This is a genomic window from Dongia sp., from assembly GCF_041918875.1.
Lineage (GTDB): Bacteria > Pseudomonadota > Alphaproteobacteria > Dongiales > Dongiaceae > Dongia.
Genome location: NZ_JAYRUV010000007.1, coordinates 153,104 through 176,360 on the forward strand (window position 1 = coordinate 153,104; position 23,257 = coordinate 176,360).

The following is a 23,257-nucleotide window of genomic DNA, read 5'->3' on the forward strand; positions in this document are numbered from 1 at the left end:
GAAGAGCCCGTGCCTATTTGAATGCGATATTGATGCGCTTGTTCATCTTGCCCTTATTCTCGATCTTCGTGATCTCGACCGGGCCGATTTCCGAACTGTTCCGGACATGAGTGCCGCCGCAAGGCTGGAGGTCGACGCCCGCGATATCGAGCAGGCGGACCTTGCCCTGGCCGCTTGGCGGCTTCACGGACATGGTGCGTACAAGCTCCGGTCGGGCCGCCAGTTCCTCGTCCGAAATCCAGCGCGGCGTCACGTCGTGATTGCCGGCGATGAGTGCATTCAACGCACCGGTCAGTGCTTCTTTGTCGAGAACCGTTTCCGGCGCCAGGTTGAAGTCGAGCCTTCCCTTGCCGTCGCCGATCTGGCCGCCAGTGACATCGCCTTTGACGAGGGAACAAAGAAGATGAAGGCAGGTGTGCATGCGCATCAGGCGGTGGCGCCGGTCCCAATCGATCTCGGCGGTTACTTCCGCGCCAGGCGTGGGCGGAACACTACCATCCGCTGGAACATGCAGCACCTCGCCCGGGGCTGCACCCTTGCGCGTGTCGACGATTTCGATACTGGTTCCGTCGGCGAGCCGAAGCCGGCCCGTATCGCCGGGCTGACCGCCACCGGTCGGATAAAAGACCGTGCGGTCAAGGCTGATGCCTTCGGGGCTGCTGGCAATGATGACGGCCGTGCAGCTCCGCAGATAGGAATCCTGGCGAAATAGTTCTTCCATCCCGATCGACGCTTCTTGTTGTTAGGCGCCGATCATAATGGGCGTGGATAGGCGTTACAACTACAGCCAGCCCGGTGTTGGCAGGCCTTTCGAGAGCAAAAAGGCCGGATTGAACAGTTTTGACTGATACCGCGTCCCAAAGTCGCACAGGATCGTGACGATGGTGTGGCCCGGACCAAGCTCCTTGGCGAGGCGGATGGCACCGGCGACATTGATGCCGCTGGAACCGCCGAGACACAGGCCTTCTTCGCGCAGGAGGTCGAAGACGATCGGCAGCGCTTCGGCATCGGGGATCTGGTAGGGGATGTCGATCGGTGCCCCTTCGATATTCTTGGTAATGCGGCCCTGCCCGATGCCCTCGGTGATCGAGGAACCGGAGGATTTGAGTTCGCCCGTCTTGTAGTAGCTGTAGAGCGCGGCGCCTTCCGGATCAGCGAGGCCGATCTTGATCTTTGGATTCCGCTCCTTGAGGAACATGGAGATTCCGGCAAGCGTCCCGCCGGTGCCGACGGCGCAGATGAAGCCGTCAACCTTGCCATCCGTCTGTTTCCAGATCTCGGGGCCCGTGGTGCGGTAATGGCCCAGGCGGTTGGCCACATTGTCGAACTGGTTGGCCCAGATGACGCCGTTGGGGTTGCTTTCCTTCAACTCCTCGGCGACGCTTTCGGAAACACGCACGTAATTACCGGGATCCTTGTAGGGAAGCGCCGGCACTTCGCGGAGTTCGGCACCGGCAAGACGCAGCATGTCTTTCTTTTCCTGACTCTGCGTCTCGGGAATGATGATCAGCGTCTTGTAGCCGCGCGCATTACCGACGAGGGCAAGGCCGATGCCGGTATTGCCGGCAGTGCCTTCGACGATCAGGCCGCCCTTGCGGATCAGCCCCCTTTCCTCGGCATCCTGAATGATGGCCAAGGCCGCGCGGTCCTTCACCGACCCGCCGGGATTGAGAAACTCCGCCTTGCCAAGGATGGTGCATCCGGTGAGTTCGGACGCTTTCTTCAGCTTGATAAGCGGCGTGTTGCCGATCGTGTCGACGAAGCCTTGCCGGATATCCATCATATTCCTCGTAGAATTCACCAGTTAGTGTGAAATCTAGGTTGTTTGCCTGATGCGATCAAGGGCCAGAAAGCGTGGACTCGCTGCGCCAGCCGGCAAATCGTCAGGCGGCAAATTGTTAGGCGGCAAGCAGCTCAAACTTGTCCACATCCACGAGGCCCAGATCCGTGATTTTGAGGTGTGGAATGACCGGCAGGGGCAGGAAGGCCATCTGCAGGAAGGGTTCGGCCAGCGGGCAGCCCAGGTCGCGCACCGCGGATCGCAAGGCTTTGATTTCATGCGCGACACTGCGAAAATCCCGGTCGCTCATCAGGCCGGCGAGCGGCAGCGGCATATCGGCAAGAACTTTGCCATTCGCCGCCAGGACAAAGCCGCCGCCAAGATCTATCAGCCGGTTGACGGCTAGCGCCATGTCGGCGTCCGCGGCGCCGACGACGCATATATTATGGCTGTCATGCCCGATGGAGGAGGCGATGGCGCCGCCCGGCAGCTTAAGGCCTTTGACGAAGCCGCGGCCGACCGATCCTCTTTTGCCATGGCGCTCCAGCACGCAGACCTTGATGACGTCGTTGGCGAGATCGACCAGCCGTTCGCCATCGCGATAGGGCAGGCTCATGGTGAGGAAGTCGGTCAGCACCTGCCCCTCGCGCAGGCCGATGACAGGGCCGGTCGGTCCGCTGGCAGGCACGCGGAAGAGAGAGGCATCTACCTTGGCGCGCTTGATGGAATTGTAGCCGACGGGGCCGGGCATGTTCCGCACCTCGAAGATGCCGTCGTCGATCATTCTGCCGCCGGCGATGACATCGGCGACATCGCATGTCTGCAGATCGTTGAGCAATACAATGTCAGCGCGCTGACCAGGTGCTATCAGGCCTCGGTCGGTGAGGCCGAAGCCGCGCGCCGCCGACCAGGAAGCCAGGCGATAGACATCGGCCATCGGAGCACCGGCCTTGATGGCGCCGCGGATGAGATGGTCGATATGGCCTTCCTCGGCGATGTCGAGCGGATTGCGGTCGTCAGTGCAGAAACCCAGGAATGGCGCCGTCGTGGTACTGATGATGCCGGAAAGGGCCGCCAGATCCTTGCAGGCGCTGCCCTCGCGGATGAAGACCTGCATGCCCTTGCGCAATTTCTCCCAGGCCTCAGGCTCACTGGTCGTTTCATGGCAGTTGCGGATGCCGCAGGAAAGATAGGCGTTGAGCTCGTAGCCTTTCATGAGCGGTGCATGGCCGTCGATATGCTCACCCCAGAAAGCCTCGATCTTGTCCATCACCTCCGGCACCTTGTGGAAGATGCCAGGCGCATTCATGAACTCGGCCAGCCCGATGACCTTCGAATGGTGGCGATAGGGCAACAGGTCGGCGGCGGTGAGGCGTCCGCCGGCGGTCTCCAGATGCGTCGCCGGAACGCAGGAGGAGAGTTGGACTCGCAGATCCATGGCCGTGCGTTCGGCGCTGCGCAGGAAGAATTCGAGGCCCTCCTTGCCCAGCACGTTGCACATTTCATGCGGATCGCAGATGGCTGTTGTGGTGCCGCGCGGCAACGCGCAGCGATCGAATTCGGCAGGGCCGACGAGGCTCGATTCGACATGCAGATGGCAATCGACGAAACCGGGCACCGCGGTGAAATCGCGACCGTCGATCTCGCGCTTGCCGCGATAGCTTTCATAGGTGCCGACGATGCGCTCGCCGCAGATCGCGATATCGCCCTTGGCCACCTCGCCGGTGACGACGTTGAGGAAGCGGATATTCTTGATAACCAGATCGGCCGGTTCACGCCCCAGGCCCTGATCGATCCCGCTCTCGATACGATGTCGCAATTCCGTCATGCCACGCTCCTGTGGCGGAGAAGCCTAGCATGTGCATCCGGCAGTAGCCAATGGCGGCGGAATCGCCCAAACTGGCGGCATGAGAAGCCTTATTGTCTTGCTGTTCCTGCTGCTGACGGCAATTCCGGCCGCCGCGGAGCCGGCATTTTCCCTGCCTGCGGCGTGCGAACTGGGGCGAGACTGTTTCGTCCAGAATTATGTCGACGCGGATGCCACCGAAGGGGCGAGGGATTTCACCTGCGGCTCGCTTACCTACGACCAGCACAAAGGCACGGATATCAGGTTGCGCAACTATATTGACATGGAAAGGGGCGTTGACGTTCTTGCGGCTGCACCAGGCACGGTCCTGCGCCTGCGCGACGGCATGGACGATGTAAGCGTGAAAGAGATCGGCCTCGACGCGGTCAAGGACCGGATGGCCGGCAACAGCGTCATCGTCGATCATGGTGACGGCTGGGTCACGCAATACGCCCATATGAAAAAAGGCAGCGTGGCGGTGATGCCGGGGCAGAAGGTGGCGGCAGGAGATGTACTCGGCCAGATCGGCCTGTCCGGCAATACCGAGTTTCCGCATCTCCATTTTGAAGTGCGCCACAATGACGAAGTGGTCGATCCCTTCACTGGCGGCGCAATGGGGGCTGGCTGCAACGGCAATCCGCATGCCTTGTGGCAAGCCGGCGGCAGTCAGAATTTCGCCTATCTGGCCACAGGATTGCTGAACAGCGGCTTTGCCACCGTGAAACCTGAGCCGGATGCGGCGCGGCACGGCGTCTATGCGGGCGTTGCCCTGGAAAATGGAAGCCCTGCGCTCGTCTATTGGGTTGATATCTTCGGCCTGCAGAAGGGCGACCGCCTCATATTGGAGCTTGCCGGGCCATATGGCCGCCTCGCCGAGAGCGACGATGTGATCCCGCGTGCCAAGGCGCTTTATTTCGCCTTCACCGGGATCAAGCAGCCGGCGGAAGGCTGGGACCCGGGCACCTACAAAGCATCGCTGCATATTGAGCGCGAAGGTGTCATCGTTGCCGAAAGCGCGGCGGAGATAACCTTGCCGTAATGCCGGCTCACACCTTGCGGTGTTTCTCGCGGTTGCGGGCCAGGAAGACGGAGGCTTCGGCGGCGGGGAGGGGCTTGGAATAGAGATACCCCTGGCCGAACTGGATGCCGAGACGCGTGAGTTCGGCCGCCTGTTCCTCAGTCTCGACACCTTCGGCGACGACGTCGCGTTCCAGGATGTGCGCGAGGCTGGCGATGACGCGCACGATTTCCAGGCCTTCACGGCTGTCGTTGATACGCATCACGAAGGAGCGGTCGACTTTCAACGTGTGGAAAGGGAAGCGGTGCAGGTGACTCAAGGATGAATAGCCGGTGCCGAAATCGTCGATCGAAACCTTGCAGCCGAGCGCGATGATCCGGCGCAGCACCTCGTTGGTGCGCTCCGGATTGTCCATGATGAGGCTTTCGGTGATTTCAAGCTTCAGCGCATGTGATGGAATGCCCGCGACTTTGAGGGCGCGCTCGATATCCTCGACAAGACCGATGGCCGCGAACTGCTTGCCGGAAACATTGACCGCGATCTGCGGCGGATCGCCTTCGGCGGGCATCCAAGCCGCGATCTGGCGCGCGGCATCCATGATCGACTTGCGACCGATTTCGATGATCATGTCGGTGTCTTCGGCCAGCGGAATGAAATCGACCGGCGAGATCAGGCCACGCTCGGGGTGACGCCAACGGATCAGCGCCTCGAATCCATGGACGTGCCCGTCCTTGAGATCGATGATCGGCTGGTAGAACAGTTCGAACTGGTCGCCTTCCGAGATAGCGCGCTTCATGTCTGCTTCCAGCCCAAAGCGCTTCATCGCCGACTGATGCATGCTGGGTTCGAAGCGGACGATCTGACCGCGACCTTGCGCCTTGGCGCGATAGAGGGCGAGATTGGCATCGCGCAGCAGTTCGTCACCGGCGGCGCCAGCGGCTTGGGACGCAAGGACGAAACCGATCGATGCCTCGATTTCAACCGGCCGGCCGCCGATTTCCATGTGCTGTGCCAGGACCGTCTTCAGCGCGACGATCAGTTCCTCGACACCTTGTTCGACGTTGCCGGCGATAAAGCGCGTGATTGCATATTCATCCTCGCCGAGATGGGCGAGCGTATCCTCGGGCCGCATCATCTCTTCGAGATTGCGGGCAAGCGTTATCAGAATGTCGTCGCCGACCTTCTGTCCGAGCGTCTCGTTGTAGTGGCCGAAACGATCGATATCCAGGATGGCCAGCACCACATCGGCCTGTGGATCCTTGGCCCAGAGCTGCAGCGCCTGGTCGGTGCGCTCGACCAGCAGAGCGCGGTTGGGGAGGCGCGTGAGATGCGAATGAAAAGCGTTGAAGAGCAGATCCTGCTCGGCTTTCTTGCGCGCCGTGATATCGGTCATGGAGCCGGCGAAACGCGTCGGCGTACCGCTCCCGTCACGCACGGCCATGCCGCGGACGGCTACCCAGCGATCATTGCCTTCGCCATGGCGCATGCGCATTTCCTGCTCGAAATGCGTGGAGCTGCCGCTCAAATGCGCGTCGATGGCGGCGCGCATCATGTCAATGTCGTCGCGATGGACCCGGTCGAACCAATCGCCTGGCTGGCGCGACATGCGCTCGGCCCGCAGGCCTAGCATCTGCTGCCAGCGGGCCGAGGTGAAGAAGGTGTTGTTGACGAGATCCCAATCCCACAGGCCGTCATTGGCGCCGCGGGCCGCAAGGGCGTAGCGTTCCTCGCTTTCGCGCAGGCTTTGTTCGGCCCGGCGGCGCTGGCGCTCCTCTTTGACGCTGCGCAGGATGGCTTGCGTCACTGTGTTCAGCACGATCGAAAGTACCGGATAAAGGAGTGCGATCCATATTCCGCCAGGAAAGAGGGCGAAATAGGTGAGGGCGCACCAGCCCGATGCCAGCGCTGCATTGCAGGCAATGCCGATGCCGACCGGCAAGTGGCGGGCGAGCAGCGCACTGAGGCCGCCCAACAGGAGGACGGCGAGGAGGGAGGCATAGAATGTCCAGCCCGGCCGCGCGAGATTGCCGCCATGGATCAAGCGCTCCGCGACCATCGCATTGCGGACGACGCCGGGGAGTTCGGTGTCGAAGGGCGAACGCACGAAATCGCTGCCGCCCTGATAATTCGTGCCGAAGAGAACCAGCTTGTCACTGAAGGTCCCGGCTTCGAACCGACCTGCTATGACATCGGCAAAGGAAATCGTAGGAATGACCCGCGCATCGCCGAAATAGTTGACGATGATGCTGTTGTCGCGATCGATAGGGATCACGCGATCCTTCGTAAGATGGACTGCCCAGCCGAGATCGATCTGCACATTCTGCCAATCGAGACTTAGATAATGCGTGGTGGCGGCAAGCGCCATCGACGGGAAGCAATCCTCGTCGAAATAGGTCGCGAGATATTCGGCGCGGGGCGAGCCGTCGACATCGAGATTGATATTGACGTTGCCGCCGGCCACGGCTGCAGCGGCCAGGGAAGGAATCGGCGCCTGGATTCCGCTGCCAAATTGGGCGGCGAGGTCGGGCGTACAAGCCGGCTTGGTGCGTGCAAAGGCCCAGGATGCTATCTCGGCCGGTGTTTCCCGACTGCCGCTGTCGGGCGCGTATGAGAAGGGCAGCAGGACATTGCCAGCCCTGCTCAGGGCGTCGGCCAGGATGGTGTCGGCCGTGCTTGTTTCCGCCAGCGCTAAAGCGCGCTGGGCCATCCCTTCATTGGGCAGGGCCTTGGCCAGATCCTGGAGCTGTCCCCGGATGTCCTGGGGCAGGTCGAGTTCCGGCTCCAGCCAGAGATAGTCCATGGCGATGGTCCGGGCGCCACCCGCAGCGACCCGATCGATGGCCTGCGCGATGACGCGCCGACTTATCGGCCAGCGGCCGAGTGCACGGCTGGAAGCTTCATCATAGCCGACAACGATCACATCGCCACTTGGCAGTTCTGGGCCCCGGAGCAGGAACCGCGAGTTCAAAGTCAGCCGCTCGATACGCTCCAGCTGGTCCGGAGCGACCCAGTTCAGGAGCAGCACGGCGAGCGTGGCGAGCGCAAAGGCAATCAGGCCGCCGCTTTTCCAGTTGGCCTGGCGCTGCACATTGGGCTGCCGCGGGTCCGGCCGAGGGGCTAAAGCCTGCGATTTCTCAGTCAACTCGACCGATTCCTGCTGCAATTGTCTGAGAACAATGGGCTTGGTTGGGGGCAGAATTCAACTCGAAGCATTGAGCATTTGTCTCAAAATCAACATCAGCTCACATTTTTAGGGTATGGTTAAGGAATAGTTTACTTCCGTGAATGGTAATTATTATAGCATAAAAACAATATGTTATATATGAATTCTTATGTAATTTATGAGGAAAAACAAGGCAGTAAGAATTCGGTACTGGGGATTGCGGGATGGAATCGATTCGATTAGCTTTTATGTAGTATTTTAGCGTTTGCAGCGCAAAGGGATGAGCGCAGCCATGAGTGACACCGAGACCAACAGTCAGAGCATTGAGACGGCCGACGCCGCCATTGGGGGCCAATTTACCCTCAATCTGGCAGATTTGCTGCCGGATGCTAATGGCGAGATCGTCATCCTTAACGAAGGCGACGATCCCTGCCTGAACATCGTCACGGACCTGCGGCTGCTTGAAAGCGGGATTGCCGACCAGCATGTGACGGACGGCGGCATTGAAGTGAAGGGCCTGCAATACTGGGTCTTTGAGGACGGAACCAAGCTCTATTACTCGCCCGGCCTCAGCATTTCCGTCGAGCACCAGATCGTTTGAAATCGCGTCGGGCCGATTGAATATCCGGCGCTAGGGCCCGGTCAGGGAAGTTCCTGTTCATCTTCGTCGCCACTGTCGAGCAGTTCCGTAATGGGGCTGAGCGACGAGCGAAGGCGTTTTCGGCGCATGAGCTTGTCTTGTGCGGCCGGGGGAAAATCGGTGAGCATGACCACATTCTTGCTGAGGAGAATGTCGGTCAGATCCTCATAAACACGAATCATATCGAGGTCGGATTGCAGCATCGCGGGCTTGTCGCTGTGCGACAGGCCGGCCGCAGCCGTGTTGTTCTGAAGAAATTCCTGAACGGCCGGATGGGTCGGAGGCAGGTACTCTTCTGCACCAGAAGACTGTTCGCGGTAGATGGCCACAATCTGGCCATTCCCATCCCGCATCACAAAAGGCATAACCGACCCCCCAAACAGAAAGTTTCGCTATTCTAGCCAGTTGCACGGCTTGGCTGAAAGCGGAAATGAGACACTAGCCAGCGGCCCCCAAAATGTGTCACACTGTCGTGTGTGTTCGATGTGGGGGAGCGGCGCGCGCGATTCTGAGCTTACCGCTTGCACGCCACAGTTCTGTCACAGCCCAAATGGCCGGTAAACGAGGGGTTGCTGCGTTATGGAGTTGCAACGTGAATCGACGGCGGCATTGGCGAAGTCGCTGCCGGATCCGAAACTGGTACATCGCGTCGTTCAATATCGCGGCCGGCGCTATTCACTAAAGCTCGATCAAGCGTCCTGGGCCGCTCTGGAACAAGCAGCGGCGCGGCGGCGCATGCGGCTCAATCAGCTTGTCGACGAACTCTCGACGGCGACCAATCATGAAGGCAATTTTTCCGCGACCGTCCGGGCGCAATGCCTGGCGGAGTTGAAGCAGCAGATATCGGATCTCGAAGACCGCGTGCGCCAGCAATCCATGTCGGGACAGGGCGTCTCGGCGTCGCTGATAGCCGATGCCTGTCCTGTGCCGGCATTCGTCGCCAATGGCCAGAGCGTGATGCTGAAAGCCAACGGTGCCGCGCAGAAGTGGTTGGGCCTGGGCGAATCCGCACTTGTTGGTAAGCCGCTGGATCAGTACTTCCAGGTAAAATCCTCGCTGCCCCTGGTGCAGATTGTCGAGCAGTTCGCGCAGGGCAGAAATCAGATCTATCCGGCGCGGATCGTGTGCCTGCGCCCTGGGCGATTGATCATGGCCAAGGCGAATATCTGTCCGATTCTGCGGCGGGCCGAGGGCGACCTAGCTTACGTCTTGATGATTGAAATTGCTTAGCTTTTTGCTGCCACGCAATCACCCGACTCACGGGAATATGTCCCTATTTTTCCGTGATCGTGACAAAGCGGTATAATTAGCAGCCAAAATTATTCCAAAATTTTCCAAAAAACAAACTCGTGCACACTATCGTATATGGAATCTTAAGTAGCGGGCGTTGAGTGCGACCGGGCTGGCTCTTATTGTCGGAACATCAATAGCGGGCCCGGGATTATTCCGCCTTTAACGAGAAACTTTTTCCGCGGCCTCGCCTCCTAGTAACCGACCGATTGGAGCGAGCTATGGCCACCGACACGACTGTCACCCAGAACGCCTCTACCATTCACGAGAGCGATATCGATCAGGTTCACCTGACGCAGTCCGGGACACCGGTGCAGGTTCAGGTGCCGCAGGGCGAGAACGTGGTACGGGTCCAGGTGACGCCGGGCGAGACGGTGGAATTGCCGTTCCCCGCGGACGGCCTCGTTGCCCGCCTGGGCGACAATGGCAACCTGGCGGTGAAGGTTGGCGACATCACAGTTATTCTGGTTGGCTATGCCGATGCGGTCGGGCAGGGCGAAGTCAACATCGTCGGCAACGATGGCAAGTCGGTCGACGTGGCCGCCGTGCTCGCGGCGACCGACCCCAATCTAGACATCCAGACGGCGGCGGGTCCCGGCGCCGGCGACCAGGGGGCCGGGCCCGACAACAATGGCGGCAATTTCAGCCCGTTCGACCCCAATGCCGGCATCGGCGGTCTCAATGCAGTCGGCGGCCTCAACCCGACGGCCCTCAACTACAACCTCATCCAACGCGAATTCATCGAGATCGACGAGGCGGACGAGGAGGATACGACACCGGTGCTGATCGGCATCAAGCAAGGTCCAGTTGTCAATGAGGATGATTTTGGGCGTGCGCCGATCGTTGAGGAGCAAGCAAATGATCGCAGCGAATCGCTTTCGGCCCAAGGGCTGAGCGGCAGCTGGGAGACCCCTGCCAACGGTTACGAAATCATGGCGCGCCTCAATGGCGGCGAGGGCAATGAAGGGTCCGTGCTGCCGAACGCTTGGTGCGCGACGTTCGGAACCCATAAGGTCGGTAACGATCCTTTCGATACACAAGACCACGAAGAAGGTTCGCAGACCGGTGGTGCCTATCAGGACGACAATAACGGCGATACCGAAGGTGGCATCGACCAGGATCGTGAACCGCTATCCTCGACTGCTGTGATTGAAGCTCAGTTCTTTGCCGATCTGCCGGGCAAGGTGACTTTCGACACTGATGGGGACGGCATCGACACCGGCGACACGCCGGTTATCCAGCAACTGCTCGACAAGGGCCTGACCTCGCACGGTCACGAATTGGCCTATGTGCTATTGCCGGCGGTTGACGGCGTCTCCGGTCAGATGGTCGTCGCCTACTACATGGACGATGCCTGCAACTGCGGTTACCAGGAGGTGTCCAGAGAGGGCGGTCGCGTTCAAGTTCCGGTCATCGTCTTCACTTTGTCGATCGACGACGATGCGGCGACGGCCGATGAACTGAATGTCGCCGGTAATTCCGAAATTCCGCTGACCTTCACCATTTATGGCGTGATCGATAACGTGCCCGGCGTGGCGGACAATGCCAACGACATTGATCCTTCGGGCAACATCACCGATATTCTGGATATCGAAGTTCCCTTCTTCCTGCGCGACGGTGACGGCTCCGTCACCCCGGTTCCCGGTACGGAACTGGTGTTCCACGATGTCGACGACCATCCCGAACTCGGTCATGTCCGTTACGGCTGCTGGAATAATATTCCCTACGAAATCGTCGATGCGAACCTGACCATCGGTCACGATGAATCGAAGGGCGTTCAGCACACGGAATATGATTCGAATCTCCCGGCCGGCAGCGAGCAGAACACCGACGATGTCGGCAAGGGCGCGCACCATATCGAGCATAAGATCGAAAACATGCTCGAAGACATCACCACGGGCACTGCCAGCGGCGAAGATGTCGATATCTCCTATCAGCAGGGTATTCTCGCCAAGCTGGCGCCGGAGTTTCTGAGCGACGGCTGCTTCCATGCCGATGCGCTTGGCGTCGCGAAGACCTACCTTGGCTATAATCCGTTTACCCACGAAAGCGGCGTCAGCTTCGGCGCCGATGGCAAAGCCGGCGGTGATGATTTCTGGGGCACCAAAGGCGGCAATGACCAGGCTGGCCTGACTAAGTTCCAGCACGACAATGATGCCGGCGTCGGCACCGACAATTCGAACTTCAACTATGATGCCGATGGCAATCTGCTTCCCAGCGAAGCGGGCACGGATAAGCAAGCCTTCGAACTGTTCATGAAGACCAGCCACGTCCTCGGCGAGGGTGAGAGCGCCACCACTGAAGCCTCGCTTGCCGACAGCGCAGCGACCAATTGGACGATTGACTACGAACTGCCGGACGGCACCGTCGTTCAGCTCACCGTTTATGCCTATCAGCTCGACGCCAATACCATTATCGGCATGGCGACCCCGCCGGAGCTGGGCGGTGGTGGCGGCAACGATTACAGTGAATCTCTGGTTGCGGGAGCACCGGCGGGTACCGATATTCCCGTCTTTGTCCTGCGTCTCGACCCGGATTCGGGCGAGCTGGTGTTTGTGCAGTATCACCAGATCCACAACCCCGAGGGCGGCGACGTCAATGGCGAGAACAACGCCGCCAATGACGGCATCCATCTTTACAACCAGGACGGCAGCCCGCTGGTCTACTTCGAAGCGACCGATTTCGACGGCGACACGGTTGAGGCCCAGCTTGAAGTGACCGTGGTTGACGATGCGCCGAAGACTTGGGACGTTTGCTACTACTCTGACGAAGACGCGCTGCCCAATGGCATTGGCGACAACGTTTCTCCGGGCGACGACAATGGTGGTGTGATCATCAATGGTGCGTTCGGTGTGAAGTTCGGCGTCGACCAGCCAGGCTCGATCGACTTCGCCGGCCTCGAAGGCAATAACGCTTCTGCCCGGAACAGTGCTGGTGGCGTCATTGCGCTCACCTTGCTCGGCGCGCAAGTCGTCTATCATTGGGACGAAGCAACGCACACGCTGACCGGCGTGGCCGGCGACCGCGAGGTGTTCTCCCTGGTTGTTGAGACCGTCAACGGCCATGCCACGGGCAACTTCACCTTCACGCTCCTCGACCAGCTCGATCATCCTTTCGACAACGGTGCCAACGAAGCCGGCGACACCGGCTCGGGCTTCGAGGACAATCTCGTTCTCGACCTGGTCTACAAGGCGACGGATTCCGATGGCGACTTCGCCAACGGTTCGGTCATCATCAAAGTCGATGACGATATGCCGGTGTTCAGCGGCTGCACCTGCGACAATCTGCTGATCAACGGCAGCTTCGAATCGCCCGATGTCGCCAACGGCGCTTACGGTATCTTCGGCAGCATTCCGGGCTGGTATTCGACCTCCGGCGCCGGCATCGAGATACAGGATCATGCCGCGGGCAATCCGCAGGATGGCCAGCAATTGGTGGAGCTCGACTCCAACAACAACTCGAACATGGTCCAGGACGTCACGACCGAGGACGGCAACCTCTACGACCTCAGCGTTTGGTACACGCCGCGCGTCGGCAATACCGCGACCGACGGCATCGAAGTCTGGTTCGATGGCAAGCTGATCGCGACCCTCGATGGCAGTGGTCAAACTCCTGGTCAGTGGTTGAAGTTCACCTATCAGGTTCAAGCTGGCGAAAGCGATGGTACGCCGGATCTGTCGAAGCTTGAGTTCCGCGCTGTCGGCTCCAGCGACAGCCTGGGCGGCTACATCGACAATGTCTCGCTGTGCAAGGTCAACACGCTCAACGAAGACGACCTCGCCAATGGCAGCGACAATTCGAAGGAAAGCCTCACGGTTTCGGGTGCCACCGGCGTCGATTTCGGTGCCGATGAAGGCGCCGGCTTCAGCAATCTCAGCCTCGGCGTTGCGCTGAAGTCGATGGGCTTCGACGTGGTTCTTGGCCAGCCGGACGCCGATGGCGTGGCCATGGCCACCTCCAGCGATGGCCGTGATATCTTCAAGGTCGAATTTACGAAGATGGCCGGCGAGTATGACGGCAACTTCAAGCTGACCTTGATCGATCAGCTCGACCACCCGGCCGGCAATGGTGAGAACACGACTGAGATCGTCGTGAACTTCACCGCCTCCGACAAGGATGGCGACAGCGTCAATGGCCACTTGTCGGTGACAGTCATCGACGATCTGCCCTGCGCCTGGATCAGCGAGTGCCACACAGACAACGTCACCGTCGACGAGACGAAGTGGCTGCAGAACGACGATCAGTGGAACTTCCTTGCGCCGCAGGCGTTCAAGGATCTGGGGTCGATCATCGCCTGGGGCGAATCCGGCAATGCAGTCGTGACCTTCGGCGGCGACGCCAATGCCGACGAACCGGCCACGATCGCCCTCACGCTTGCGACCACCAACGGCGCTGACTCTGGCATCACCGATCTTAGCGGCACGGCAATCCTGCTCTATAACGAGAACGGCCTCGTTGTCGGCCATGTCGGCAATCAGGCCGGCCCGGTCGCCTTCGCGCTGTCTATCGATCAGGACGGCGAAGTTTCGGTTGCGCAGTACATCCCGCTGAAGCACCCGGATACGAACAGCAACGACGAAGGCATCAGCATCAATGACGGCGCCCTGCAGGCGGTCGTCACGGTGACTGACTTCGACCAGGATGTGGCGTCGAAATCGGTGGATATCGGCAGCAAGGTGACCTTCGAGGATGACGGCCCCAAGGTCGAATGCGTCGAATACACCAGCTACTTCAAGTTCTTCGGTCATGACGTCGGCTATGGTTCGCCGGTTGCCATCGTTGACGAAGATTGGATCAACAAGGGCAACCAGGATGCCGACGGCTCATGGCCGGCCAACGGCGATCTCGTCGGCCTCAGCTACGCGACCGGCAAGGTCAATGTCGATTTCGGTGCGGACGGCAATGGCGGCTTCGCGATCAAGTTGCTGGCCCAGGACATGGCGGCAGGCGTACTGCGCTCTTCCGATAATGCCACGGTATTCCTCCATCAGAACAGCGCCGGCGGAGTGGTGGGTTATGTCGGTGGCGATCCGAGCGACCCGGCCAACATCGTGTTCAAGCTTACGCTAAACACCGCGACTGGTGACTTCCGCTTCGACCTCTATCAGGCTCTCGAGCACGGCCACCCCGGCAACGAGAACAACGACAACGCCCAGGATATCGACCTCGGCTTCACCATCGGCGCCAAGGATGGCGACGGCGACGAAGTCACCGCCGGTATCGTGGTCCGCGTCGATGACGACAGCCCCGACGGCTTCGAAGTGAAATTCTACAACAAGCCGGGCGACGACAACGAAGTGAAGGAATCGGGCATTGCCAGCGATAGCGGCGACGACACCACCTTCTATCTCGATTTCGGCGCCTTCGGTGGCGTCGGCGCCGATCAGCCCGGCATTGTTACGCTGAGCCTCGACACCGTCATCACCAACCTCAGCGGCGAAGCCATCGTCCTGGTTGACAATGGCGCCGGCGGTTACAACGGCGTCAACACCAACAACCATGCCGACGTCTATTTCACCGTCGTCAAGAATGGCAACGGCTCGTTCACCTTCGACATGGTGCAGTCAATCAAACACAACGGTGCCGGCAGCGACACCAAGACCGTCGACTTCACCGCGACCGTGACGGACTCCGACGGTGACAAGTCGAGCGACAGCTTCTCGATCAAGATCAAGGACGACGTTCCCTCGGACATCGAGGTCCGCGGCAACAATGCCAAGGTCGACGAGGACTTCCTGACCACGGCGACCAACTTTGCCAACGGTCAGCAGGACAATGACACCAACCCGGACAACACCGAGAACGCCGCCAGCAATGGCGACGGTCCGAACGGCACGACGATCGGCGGCTCGCTGGCGGTCAATTTCGGGGCCGATGGCGGTTCGCTGTCCCTCACCAACGTTTCGGTGAAGAACAGCAAGGACCAGACCGTAAATCTCAACGACCTCAAGACCGCCGATGGCGTCAAGGTCGATGTGACGGTGAGCAATGGGCAGATCGTCGGCGTTCGCCACGATAACCCGAACGTCAAGGTGTTCGACCTGGTCTTGACCCCCACCGCCGGTGGCGCTGACTGGACCTTCACGCTCTATCAGGCGCTGAAGCACCCGTTCAACGATGCCGATGGCAGCAACAACGGTCCGGAAACCCGCTACGAAGACAATCTGAACTTCGAATTCGGCGTCAAAGCGACCGACGGCGACGGCGACACCAAGACCGCGACCATCAAGGTCACGGTCGATGACGACGCCCCGACCGCCTGCTGTGTCGAAGGCGATATCGATGAGCCGTCGGAAACGGCGATCGTCGAAGCCGGCAGCGTGACTGTCAACCCGGGCAACTATCCGGCCCAGTCGAACCTGATCGAGATCCGCGTTTCGGCGCCGGGCGATGCGGGTGCGACGCTGAACGAGAACCAGAACCTGCCGGGTGTGCCGGGCTTCGGCGTCACCTCGTCGGTCGATGGTGGCGACGGTGGCCGCTACAACGAAATCAACTATATGGGCAACGGCGAAGCCGGCGACACGACCTCCGAAGTCATGATCTTCGAGCTGCAGAACAATGCAGGCGAGGCGGCTGAGGGCAAATGGGCGGTCTCGGCCGATGTCGAGATCAACGTCTTCTACTCGACCGAAGGCTCGGTCGGTAACGAAGTGGGCAGCTACAGCCTGTACAAGGACGGCGTCCTCGTGGCGGGCCCGACCAACTTCGTGGCGACCAGCACCAGCGGCAATTTCAACTTGCACATCGACGGCCCGGCCGGTGGCTTCGACGAGATCCGCTTTGCGGCGCTCCCGGGCACCACGGACGGCAACGGCAACCAGTCCGGCGACAGCTCCGACTATAACGTCAAGCAGGTCACCCTGAACCTTGTCGAGGAAGTCCTCGTGCCGACCGAGATCACTGGCACCATCTGCGCCGATTTCGGTGCCGACGGCCCCGGTGACATCGCCTTCACCAGCACGGGCGACAGCGGCTACGATCATAACGGTGTCAGCATCATCAACTCGCTGGCCGATGGCGGCAACACCATCGTCGGCAAGGCCGGGGATGAGGTGATCTGGAAGATCACGCTCAACGACGCGACCAAGCAGTATGAGTTCGAGCTCTACGGCAAGATCGACGGCAACCAGGATGCCCAGCTGCACTTCAACACCAAAGTGACCGACGCCGACGGCGACTATGTCACCGGCTGTGTCGACATCACGGTCGACAGCAATGATGTGCCGACGCTGACCATCAACTACAGCCAGACGGCCCAGGCCGGTTATGGCCTGGTGGACGAGGACTTCCTCGCCGCCGGCAACCAGGATCTGCCGGTTCCGTCGGTTGGCGACGATCTCGGTGGCAACAGCGCCAGCTGCTCGGGCACCTACAACGCCGACTTCCTCGGCGATGCCCCGGGCTCGGTCACCCTGGCCGCTGGCGAAGGTTCCGACACGGGCCTCAACAACCTGGCCGGTCAGAACATCCTGTGGCACGTCGTCAGCCCGACCTCGATCGTCGGTTACCTGCAGGGCAGCGACCCGGCCAACCCGGCCAATCAGTACTTCACGCTGACCCTGTCCGGTCCGAACCCCAGCAACGACGGTGACGGGACCTGGACCTTCACCCTGCTGAAGCCGCTCCAGCATTCCTCGGTCGATACCGAAGACAATCTGGGCCTCAGCATTCCGGTGCTGGCGACCGACAGCAACAACGACCACGCCTCGGCCTTTATCAACGTCCAGATCGACGACGATCTGCCGGTGGCGGCTGACGACGGCGTCACTGCGGTGCCGACCTTCTCGCAAGGCGGCGGTGCGGAACTGGTGGTTGCTGCCCCGGGTCTGCTAGCGAACGATCATCTTGGCGCCGATGGCGGCAAGATCACCTCGGTGACCTTCGATGGCCAGGAGCACAATCTGAGCAATGGCTCGGTGACTGTCTCGACGCCGCACGGCGACCTGACCGTCAACGAGAATGGTTCCTGGAGCTTTAATCAGACGTCGCAGGATGTCGATCCGCACACCTACAACTTCTCCTACAAGGTGACGGACGGCGACGGCGACACGGACAGTGCTGATTTCTCGATCAGCATGCATCAGGAAGCCGACATCGCGCCGATTAACTACAACGACGCGAACTCGGGCGATGAGAACGGTGCCCAGCAGAACAACGTCATGATCATCCTCGACCGGTCGGGTTCGATGGATAACGACATCGGCGGTGGCGTGACGCGTCTCGACCTGGCCAAGGCGGCGATCCAGAACCTGCTCAACAAGTACGACCAGCTCGGCGACGTGAAGGTCTTGATTGTGCAGTTCGCGTCGGACGGCCAGCGCATGGACTTCTGGGGCACGCCTGCGGAGGCGATGAACTACATCAACAGCAACGACCCGGCGGGCCAGTACACCAGCTATGAGGACGCCGTGTCCTTCGGTGGTGCGGGCCTTGCCGACAATGACGGCAAGATCCCCGGCGCGCCGGTCACGGTCTACTTCCTCTCGGACGGTACACCGACCATCGATGGTGACGGGGGCAACAACAACTCGCTCACCAACGGTCAGAAGACGGCGTGGGACAGTGCGCTTGAGAACAACGGCGTGACCAAAGTCTACGCGGTTGGCGTTGGCCCCGGCCTCAACGCGTTGGACCAGGACCTGATCGATGTCGCCAACCCGGATGGCAACAACAACCCGGTCGGCGAAGTGATCATTGTGACCAACGAGAACGACCTCGCGGCCGAACTCGAAGCCACGATCGGTTCCGGCGACATCACCGGCAACGTGCTGACGGGTGTCGATACATCTGGTGTGGGCGACAACGGTGTGCTTGACACAACTCCTGATGCTAATGGCAACGGTGCCAACCACATCTACACCTTCTCGCATGACGGCAGCGGCAGCGCGTTCGACGTCGCCTTCAGCTGGGATGGTGTCTCGGCCAATGCGCTCTCGGTCGGCGGTGCCGGCACGAACGTGGTGGTCGCGGGCCATGTGGTTAGCTTCGATACCGAGTATGGCCGGATGGTCTTCAACATGGAGACTGGCGGTTACACCTTCACCCCGGGCTCGGTCACCCAGACCCAGAATGTCGTGTTCCACTACGGCACGAAGGATGCGGATGGCGATACGGACCTCGCCGATGGTGCGGGCGGTGACGGTGACGACGATGCGGTGCCTGGTAATTCGCTCCCGGGCGGTGCCGACCTGGTCATCACGATCAACAACGTGAACCATGCGCCGGTTGCCAACGATGACGGTGTCATCATCGGCTCGGAGAATGACCCGATCATCATCGATGTCTCGACGCTGCTCGTCAACGACAGCGACCCGGATGGCGACGGTATCTCGATCGTTTCCGTCCAGGGCGGCGTCAATGGTACAGCGACGCTGATCAATGGCGGCACACAGGTGCAGTTCGTGCCGAATGCCAACTACTACGGTCCGGCCAGCTTCCAGTACACGATGCAGGACAGCTTCGGTCTGACGGCGGTGGCGGCGGTCAATCTGTCGATCGTCTCCGACAACACGGCGCCTGTTACTGGCAATGACAACATCATCACGAGCAATATAGGCAGCTTCGTTGTTGCTGATGCTTGGTTGAAGCGGAATGATGATGACGCTGAAACGCCCTCTAACCTCGACATTACCAATGTGTCCGCTGGTAGTGGTCAGTCGGGCTACTTCGAGAGCAGCACGCCGAGTCACGACGCCGGCAGCGACACGGTTACCATTAATCTTGATACTCAGTGGAGCGGTTTCGGCGACAACTCCCTCAATAGCGGTGACTCGACAAACTTCAACTACACAGTCGAAGACTCGGAAGGTGCCAGCGACGTTGGGAACGTCGGTGTCAAATACGTTGCTACCGGTGGCCTTAGTGGCAACTCCACGCTGGCTGGTACTAGCGGCGACGACATCATTATTGGTGACGATAGTGATGAGACGCTCAGTGGCGGTAGTGGGATCGACGTTCTCGTAGCTGGGGCAGGCGACGACACCCTGGTGTTCGACACCAGCGACTACCTAGTGGATGGTGGCACCGATTTCGACCGTGTTCAAACGGCGGAATCGACCTTTGCCTTCGATAACGTGGCGGCCGGTGGTGCGAAGTTTGCCAACGTCGAGATGATCGATCTGGGTGACAGCAACCACAACAGTAACCGCACGGTCACCATCAATGCCGCAGATGTGCTCGATCAGAACATCGCGACGGTGGATACTGATCAGCAAGGCGGTGGCACCAACAATGTTCAGATTGATCTGTTCATCATCGGCGACAACTCGAATGGCACGCGCGACAATGTCAATCTCACTGGCTTCACGCAGGTGACGGATGTGAATCCGAATGACGGTGGTGTGCAGTCGACGTTCCAGTTCAATGATGGAGCATTCGGTAACCACACTTATACGCTGTGGACCAACGGCGCCGGCAAACTCATCGCAGTCGAAGATGGCTTGGACGTGACCACCAACTAAGTTTGTCTCTCTAGTAGTCGAAACGGGGCGGGACCTTCGGGTCTCGCCCTTTTTCTTTGTCTGGCCCGTGGTTAATCTTTCGCTTAACCGAGAACGGCTAACGCTATGGCCTTGCGACATAAAAGTGGGCGAGGGGCGGGATCATGGTGATCTTTTCGGGGTGGTCGGAAGGCTATGTGGCCGACACATTTCACACCGATCGTGTGTTCCGCGAGCAGTCGCCGGTCTGGATCGATCACGTGGCCGCCATGTATGGCAGCGTACCATTACCTATCTGGAACTGGCTTCGGACGCTTTCTCGGCGCCGGGCGTCCTTGATTCGGCCACTTGTCACGACCGACGAAACCCCCCGTTAACCAAATCGGCCTAAGCTCTTGGGCGGGCATGCTTGTGGGGAAGGGGCGGCGGAAGCTGGCTGGCCTGGGCAAAAAGGGCGGAAATGCTCGCTTTGGTGCGACGCAGCGGCCCGGATTTGCCCGCGCGGAGCTTCCGCCACTTTCTTGCCGATACGTGCCTTTGGTCACATTGCACCGCCTTACGCGCGCCTGAAAATATGGTAAAAGGCGCCGCGAATGGCCTGAAAGAATTGGACTTCAGCTGATGTCATCGAGCCCGACCGCCGGCCAGCCCGGCGCCACCGCCCCCAATGCTTCCGCTGCGACCTCAGCCTCCGGTGTGAAGCCAGCCCCGGCCGCCGCCGCGCCGCACCCGGCCGCGAGTGCCGCTGCCGCGCCTGCGGGAAATTCAACCGGTGCGGGTTCGAAGCCAGGTAACGGGCAAGGTGCGGCCGGCGCCCAGGCCGCGGCAGGCGGGCTGCCTCCCGGAGCAACGCTGCCCGGCGGCTTGAAGATGAATCCCAACCCGGTCGCCACGGCGGCGCCGGCGGGACCGCCGGCGGAATATTCCGGCCCGGCGATGCGCGACGATCCGCTGCTTTCCTGCTTGGTCATCTTGACCCGCATCTTTTCCAACCCGCGCTCGCCCGCCGCCATTTCGCACGGCCTGCCGATCGCGGAAGACGGGCTGACACCCGATCTGTTCCTGCGCGCCGCCGACCGTATCGGGCTTGCCGCCAACAAGGTCAGGAAGAAGCTCGACAAGGTCGATGCCATGACCCTGCCGGCCGTCCTTCTGCTGAAGGACCGCAAGGCCTGCGTGATGCTGTCGACCCCGCGCGACGGCAAGGTCGAGGTGGCGACGCCCGACACGATGGACGGTTCGCACACGATGCAGCTCAGCGCCCTGGCTGAACTCTATACCGGTCAGATGCTGGTCGTGCGGCCGAAGATCCGCCTCGACAACCGTACCGCCGACATGACCGAGGCCAAGGGCCGCAACTGGTTCTGGGCCAATGTGATGCGCTACACGCCGGTCTATCTGGAGGTCGTGGTCGCGGCGCTCTTGATCAACTTCTTCACCATCGGCACCTCGCTCTTCTCGATGCAGGTCTATGACCGCGTCGTGCCGAACAAGGCCGAGGAAACGCTATTGATGCTGGCGGCGGGCGTGCTGCTGGTCTTCTTCTTCGATTTCGTCCTGCGCACCCTGCGCGCCTATTTCCTCGATGTCGCCGGCAAGTCGCTCGACCGCAAGGTTTCGTCGTCCTTGTTCCAGCAGATGCTGTCGATCCGCATGGCGGCCGGGCCGCAATCGGCCGGTGCCTTCGCCAGCAACATCCAATCCTATGAGAGTTTGCGCGACTTCTTCACCTCGGCGACGCTCTCGGCCATCATCGATCTGCCGTTCGTGTTCATCTTCCTCATCATCGTCTGGGTGATCGCTGGCGAAGTGGCGATCGTGCCGGCGGTGCTGATCCCGATCGTGATCGCGGTCAGCATCCTGGTACAGATTCCGATGAAGCGGGCCGTCGAACGCTCCTATCGCGAAAGCGCCCAGAAGCATGCGACCCTGGTCGAAGCCATCAACGGCCTCGACATGATCAAGGCGAGTTCGGCCGAGGGCCAGCTGCAGCGCGACTGGGACGGCTATGTCGCGGCCTCCTCCGAATCCGCCAAGACCTCGCGCTTCTGGTCGACCATCGCTGTCAATTTCGTGATGATGTCGTCGAACCTCGCTTTTGCCGGCGTCATCATGGTGGGCTGCTACAAGATATTCTTCCACGATCCGGCCTCGACCACGCCGGCGCTCACCACCGGCGCGATGGTCGCGGCCTCGATGCTGACCAGCCGCGCCATGGCGCCCCTGGGCCAGATCGCCGGCCTCATCGTGCGCTTCCATCAATCCTGGACCTCGCTGCAGGGCCTCAACCGCATGATGGCGCTGCCCATCGAGCGGCCGCACGGCAAGGTGTTCCTGCGCCGCCCGCTGATCGAAGGCGCCATCGAGTTCCGCAACGTCCAGTTCAAATATCCCAACGCCCAGGTGCCGGCGCTGGACGGGGTTTCGTTCCGCATCCAGCCGGGCGAGCGCGTCGGCATCGTCGGCCGCATCGGTTCGGGCAAGACCACGATCGAGCGGCTTGTGCTGGGTCTCTTCGAGCCCACCGAGGGCGCCGTGCTGATCGACGGGGTCGATATCCGCCAGCTCGACCCGACGGACCTCCGGCAGAGCGTCGGCTGCGTGCTGCAGGACCCGCATCTCTTCTTCGGCTCGGTCAAGGACAATATCACGCTGGGCGCGCCCTATGTGGACGAGGATTCTGTCATCCGTGCCGCGACCCTGGCCGGCGTCGACCAGTTCGTGCGCCAGCACCCGTCGGGCTATGACATGCCGGTGGGCGAGAACGGCCGTTATCTTTCCGGCGGCCAGCGTCAATCCGTTGCGGTGGCGCGCGCCATGCTGCTCAATCCGCCGATCCTGCTGCTCGACGAACCCACCAGTTCGATGGACAATTCAACCGAAAACGCCTTCAAGGCGCGCTTGGGCGAGATCACCCAGGGCAAGACCATGCTGCTGGTGACGCATCGCAACTCGATGCTCTCGCTGGTCGACCGCCTGATCGTGCTGGACCGCGGCAAGGTCGTGGCCGACGGGCCGAAGGCGGGCGTGCTTGACGCGCTCATGAAGGGGCGCATCCGCGCCAACGAAGGCTGACGC

10 protein-coding genes are annotated in these 23,257 nt (G+C 60.7%); 5 read left to right on the plus strand and 5 right to left on the minus strand.

The window, feature by feature from the left end:
- Positions 1 to 13: 13 nt before the first annotated feature.
- The 3 genes from ACE3TY_RS09560 to ade form a co-directional block, all read right to left on the minus strand.
- Positions 14 to 721 carry an alanyl-tRNA editing protein gene (locus ACE3TY_RS09560; RefSeq protein WP_374652797.1) on the minus strand — a complete coding sequence of 236 codons (708 nt, stop codon included), beginning with the start codon at positions 719 to 721 and terminating at the stop codon, positions 14 to 16.
- 60 nt (positions 722 to 781) lie between these two features.
- Positions 782 to 1,780, minus strand: coding sequence for a cysteine synthase A (locus tag ACE3TY_RS09565; RefSeq protein WP_374652852.1), 999 nt, complete (start codon positions 1,778 to 1,780; stop codon positions 782 to 784).
- Positions 1,781 to 1,898: 118 nt separating this feature from the next.
- Complete coding sequence (gene ade, locus ACE3TY_RS09570) at positions 1,899 to 3,608, minus strand: adenine deaminase (protein ID WP_374652798.1); 1,710 nt, start codon at positions 3,606 to 3,608, stop codon at positions 1,899 to 1,901.
- Between the two features lie 79 nt (positions 3,609 to 3,687).
- On the opposite strand from ade, the gene ACE3TY_RS09575 reads away from it, so the two are divergent.
- Entirely contained in the window at positions 3,688 to 4,665 is a 978-nt protein-coding gene (locus ACE3TY_RS09575; protein ID WP_374652799.1) for a M23 family metallopeptidase, read from the plus strand.
- 7 nt (positions 4,666 to 4,672) lie between these two features.
- Here the strand turns inward: ACE3TY_RS09575 and ACE3TY_RS09580 are convergent, their stop codons facing one another.
- Entirely contained in the window at positions 4,673 to 7,786 is a 3,114-nt protein-coding gene (locus ACE3TY_RS09580; RefSeq protein ID WP_374652800.1) for an EAL domain-containing protein, read from the minus strand.
- 313 nt (positions 7,787 to 8,099) lie between these two features.
- On the opposite strand from ACE3TY_RS09580, the gene ACE3TY_RS09585 reads away from it, so the two are divergent.
- Positions 8,100 to 8,408 carry a hypothetical protein gene (locus ACE3TY_RS09585; protein ID WP_374652801.1) on the plus strand — a complete coding sequence of 103 codons (309 nt, stop codon included), beginning with the start codon at positions 8,100 to 8,102 and terminating at the stop codon, positions 8,406 to 8,408.
- Positions 8,409 to 8,449: 41 nt separating this feature from the next.
- On the opposite strand, the gene ACE3TY_RS09590 is transcribed toward ACE3TY_RS09585, so the two are convergent.
- A complete protein-coding gene (locus ACE3TY_RS09590) occupies positions 8,450 to 8,776 on the minus strand; it encodes a hypothetical protein (RefSeq protein ID WP_374652802.1) in 327 nt (108 codons plus the stop codon).
- 250 nt (positions 8,777 to 9,026) lie between these two features.
- Here ACE3TY_RS09590 and ACE3TY_RS09595 point away from each other — a divergent pair, with 250 nt between their 5' ends.
- The 3 genes from ACE3TY_RS09595 to ACE3TY_RS09605 all read left to right on the plus strand — a co-directional run bounded on the left by ACE3TY_RS09595 (position 9,027) and on the right by ACE3TY_RS09605 (position 23,254).
- Entirely contained in the window at positions 9,027 to 9,677 is a 651-nt protein-coding gene (locus tag ACE3TY_RS09595; protein ID WP_374652803.1) for a ribbon-helix-helix domain-containing protein, read from the plus strand.
- Between the two features lie 281 nt (positions 9,678 to 9,958).
- Positions 9,959 to 20,200 carry a DUF5801 repeats-in-toxin domain-containing protein gene (locus ACE3TY_RS09600; protein ID WP_374652804.1) on the plus strand — a complete coding sequence of 3,414 codons (10,242 nt, stop codon included), beginning with the start codon at positions 9,959 to 9,961 and terminating at the stop codon, positions 20,198 to 20,200.
- A 600-nt stretch (positions 20,201 to 20,800) separates the two neighbouring features.
- Positions 20,801 to 23,254, plus strand: a complete 2,454-nt coding sequence (locus ACE3TY_RS09605; RefSeq protein ID WP_374652805.1) for a type I secretion system permease/ATPase — start codon at positions 20,801 to 20,803, stop codon at positions 23,252 to 23,254.
- Positions 23,255 to 23,257 lie beyond the last annotated feature (3 nt).

Excerpts from the sequence above, each read along its gene's own strand:
- ACE3TY_RS09560 (WP_374652797.1), bottom strand. The coding sequence starts at position 721 with ATGGAAGAACTATTTCGCCAGGATTCCTATCTGCGGAGCTGCACGGCC.
- ACE3TY_RS09565 (WP_374652852.1), bottom strand. The coding sequence starts at position 1,780 with ATGGATATCCGGCAAGGCTTCGTCGACACGATCGGCAACACGCCGCTT.
- ade (WP_374652798.1), bottom strand. The coding sequence starts at position 3,608 with ATGACGGAATTGCGACATCGTATCGAGAGCGGGATCGATCAGGGCCTG.
- ACE3TY_RS09575 (WP_374652799.1), top strand. The coding sequence starts at position 3,688 with ATGAGAAGCCTTATTGTCTTGCTGTTCCTGCTGCTGACGGCAATTCCG.
- ACE3TY_RS09585 (WP_374652801.1), top strand. The coding sequence starts at position 8,100 with ATGAGTGACACCGAGACCAACAGTCAGAGCATTGAGACGGCCGACGCC.
- ACE3TY_RS09595 (WP_374652803.1), top strand. The coding sequence starts at position 9,027 with ATGGAGTTGCAACGTGAATCGACGGCGGCATTGGCGAAGTCGCTGCCG.
- ACE3TY_RS09600 (WP_374652804.1), top strand. The coding sequence starts at position 9,959 with ATGGCCACCGACACGACTGTCACCCAGAACGCCTCTACCATTCACGAG.
- ACE3TY_RS09605 (WP_374652805.1), top strand. The coding sequence starts at position 20,801 with ATGTCATCGAGCCCGACCGCCGGCCAGCCCGGCGCCACCGCCCCCAAT.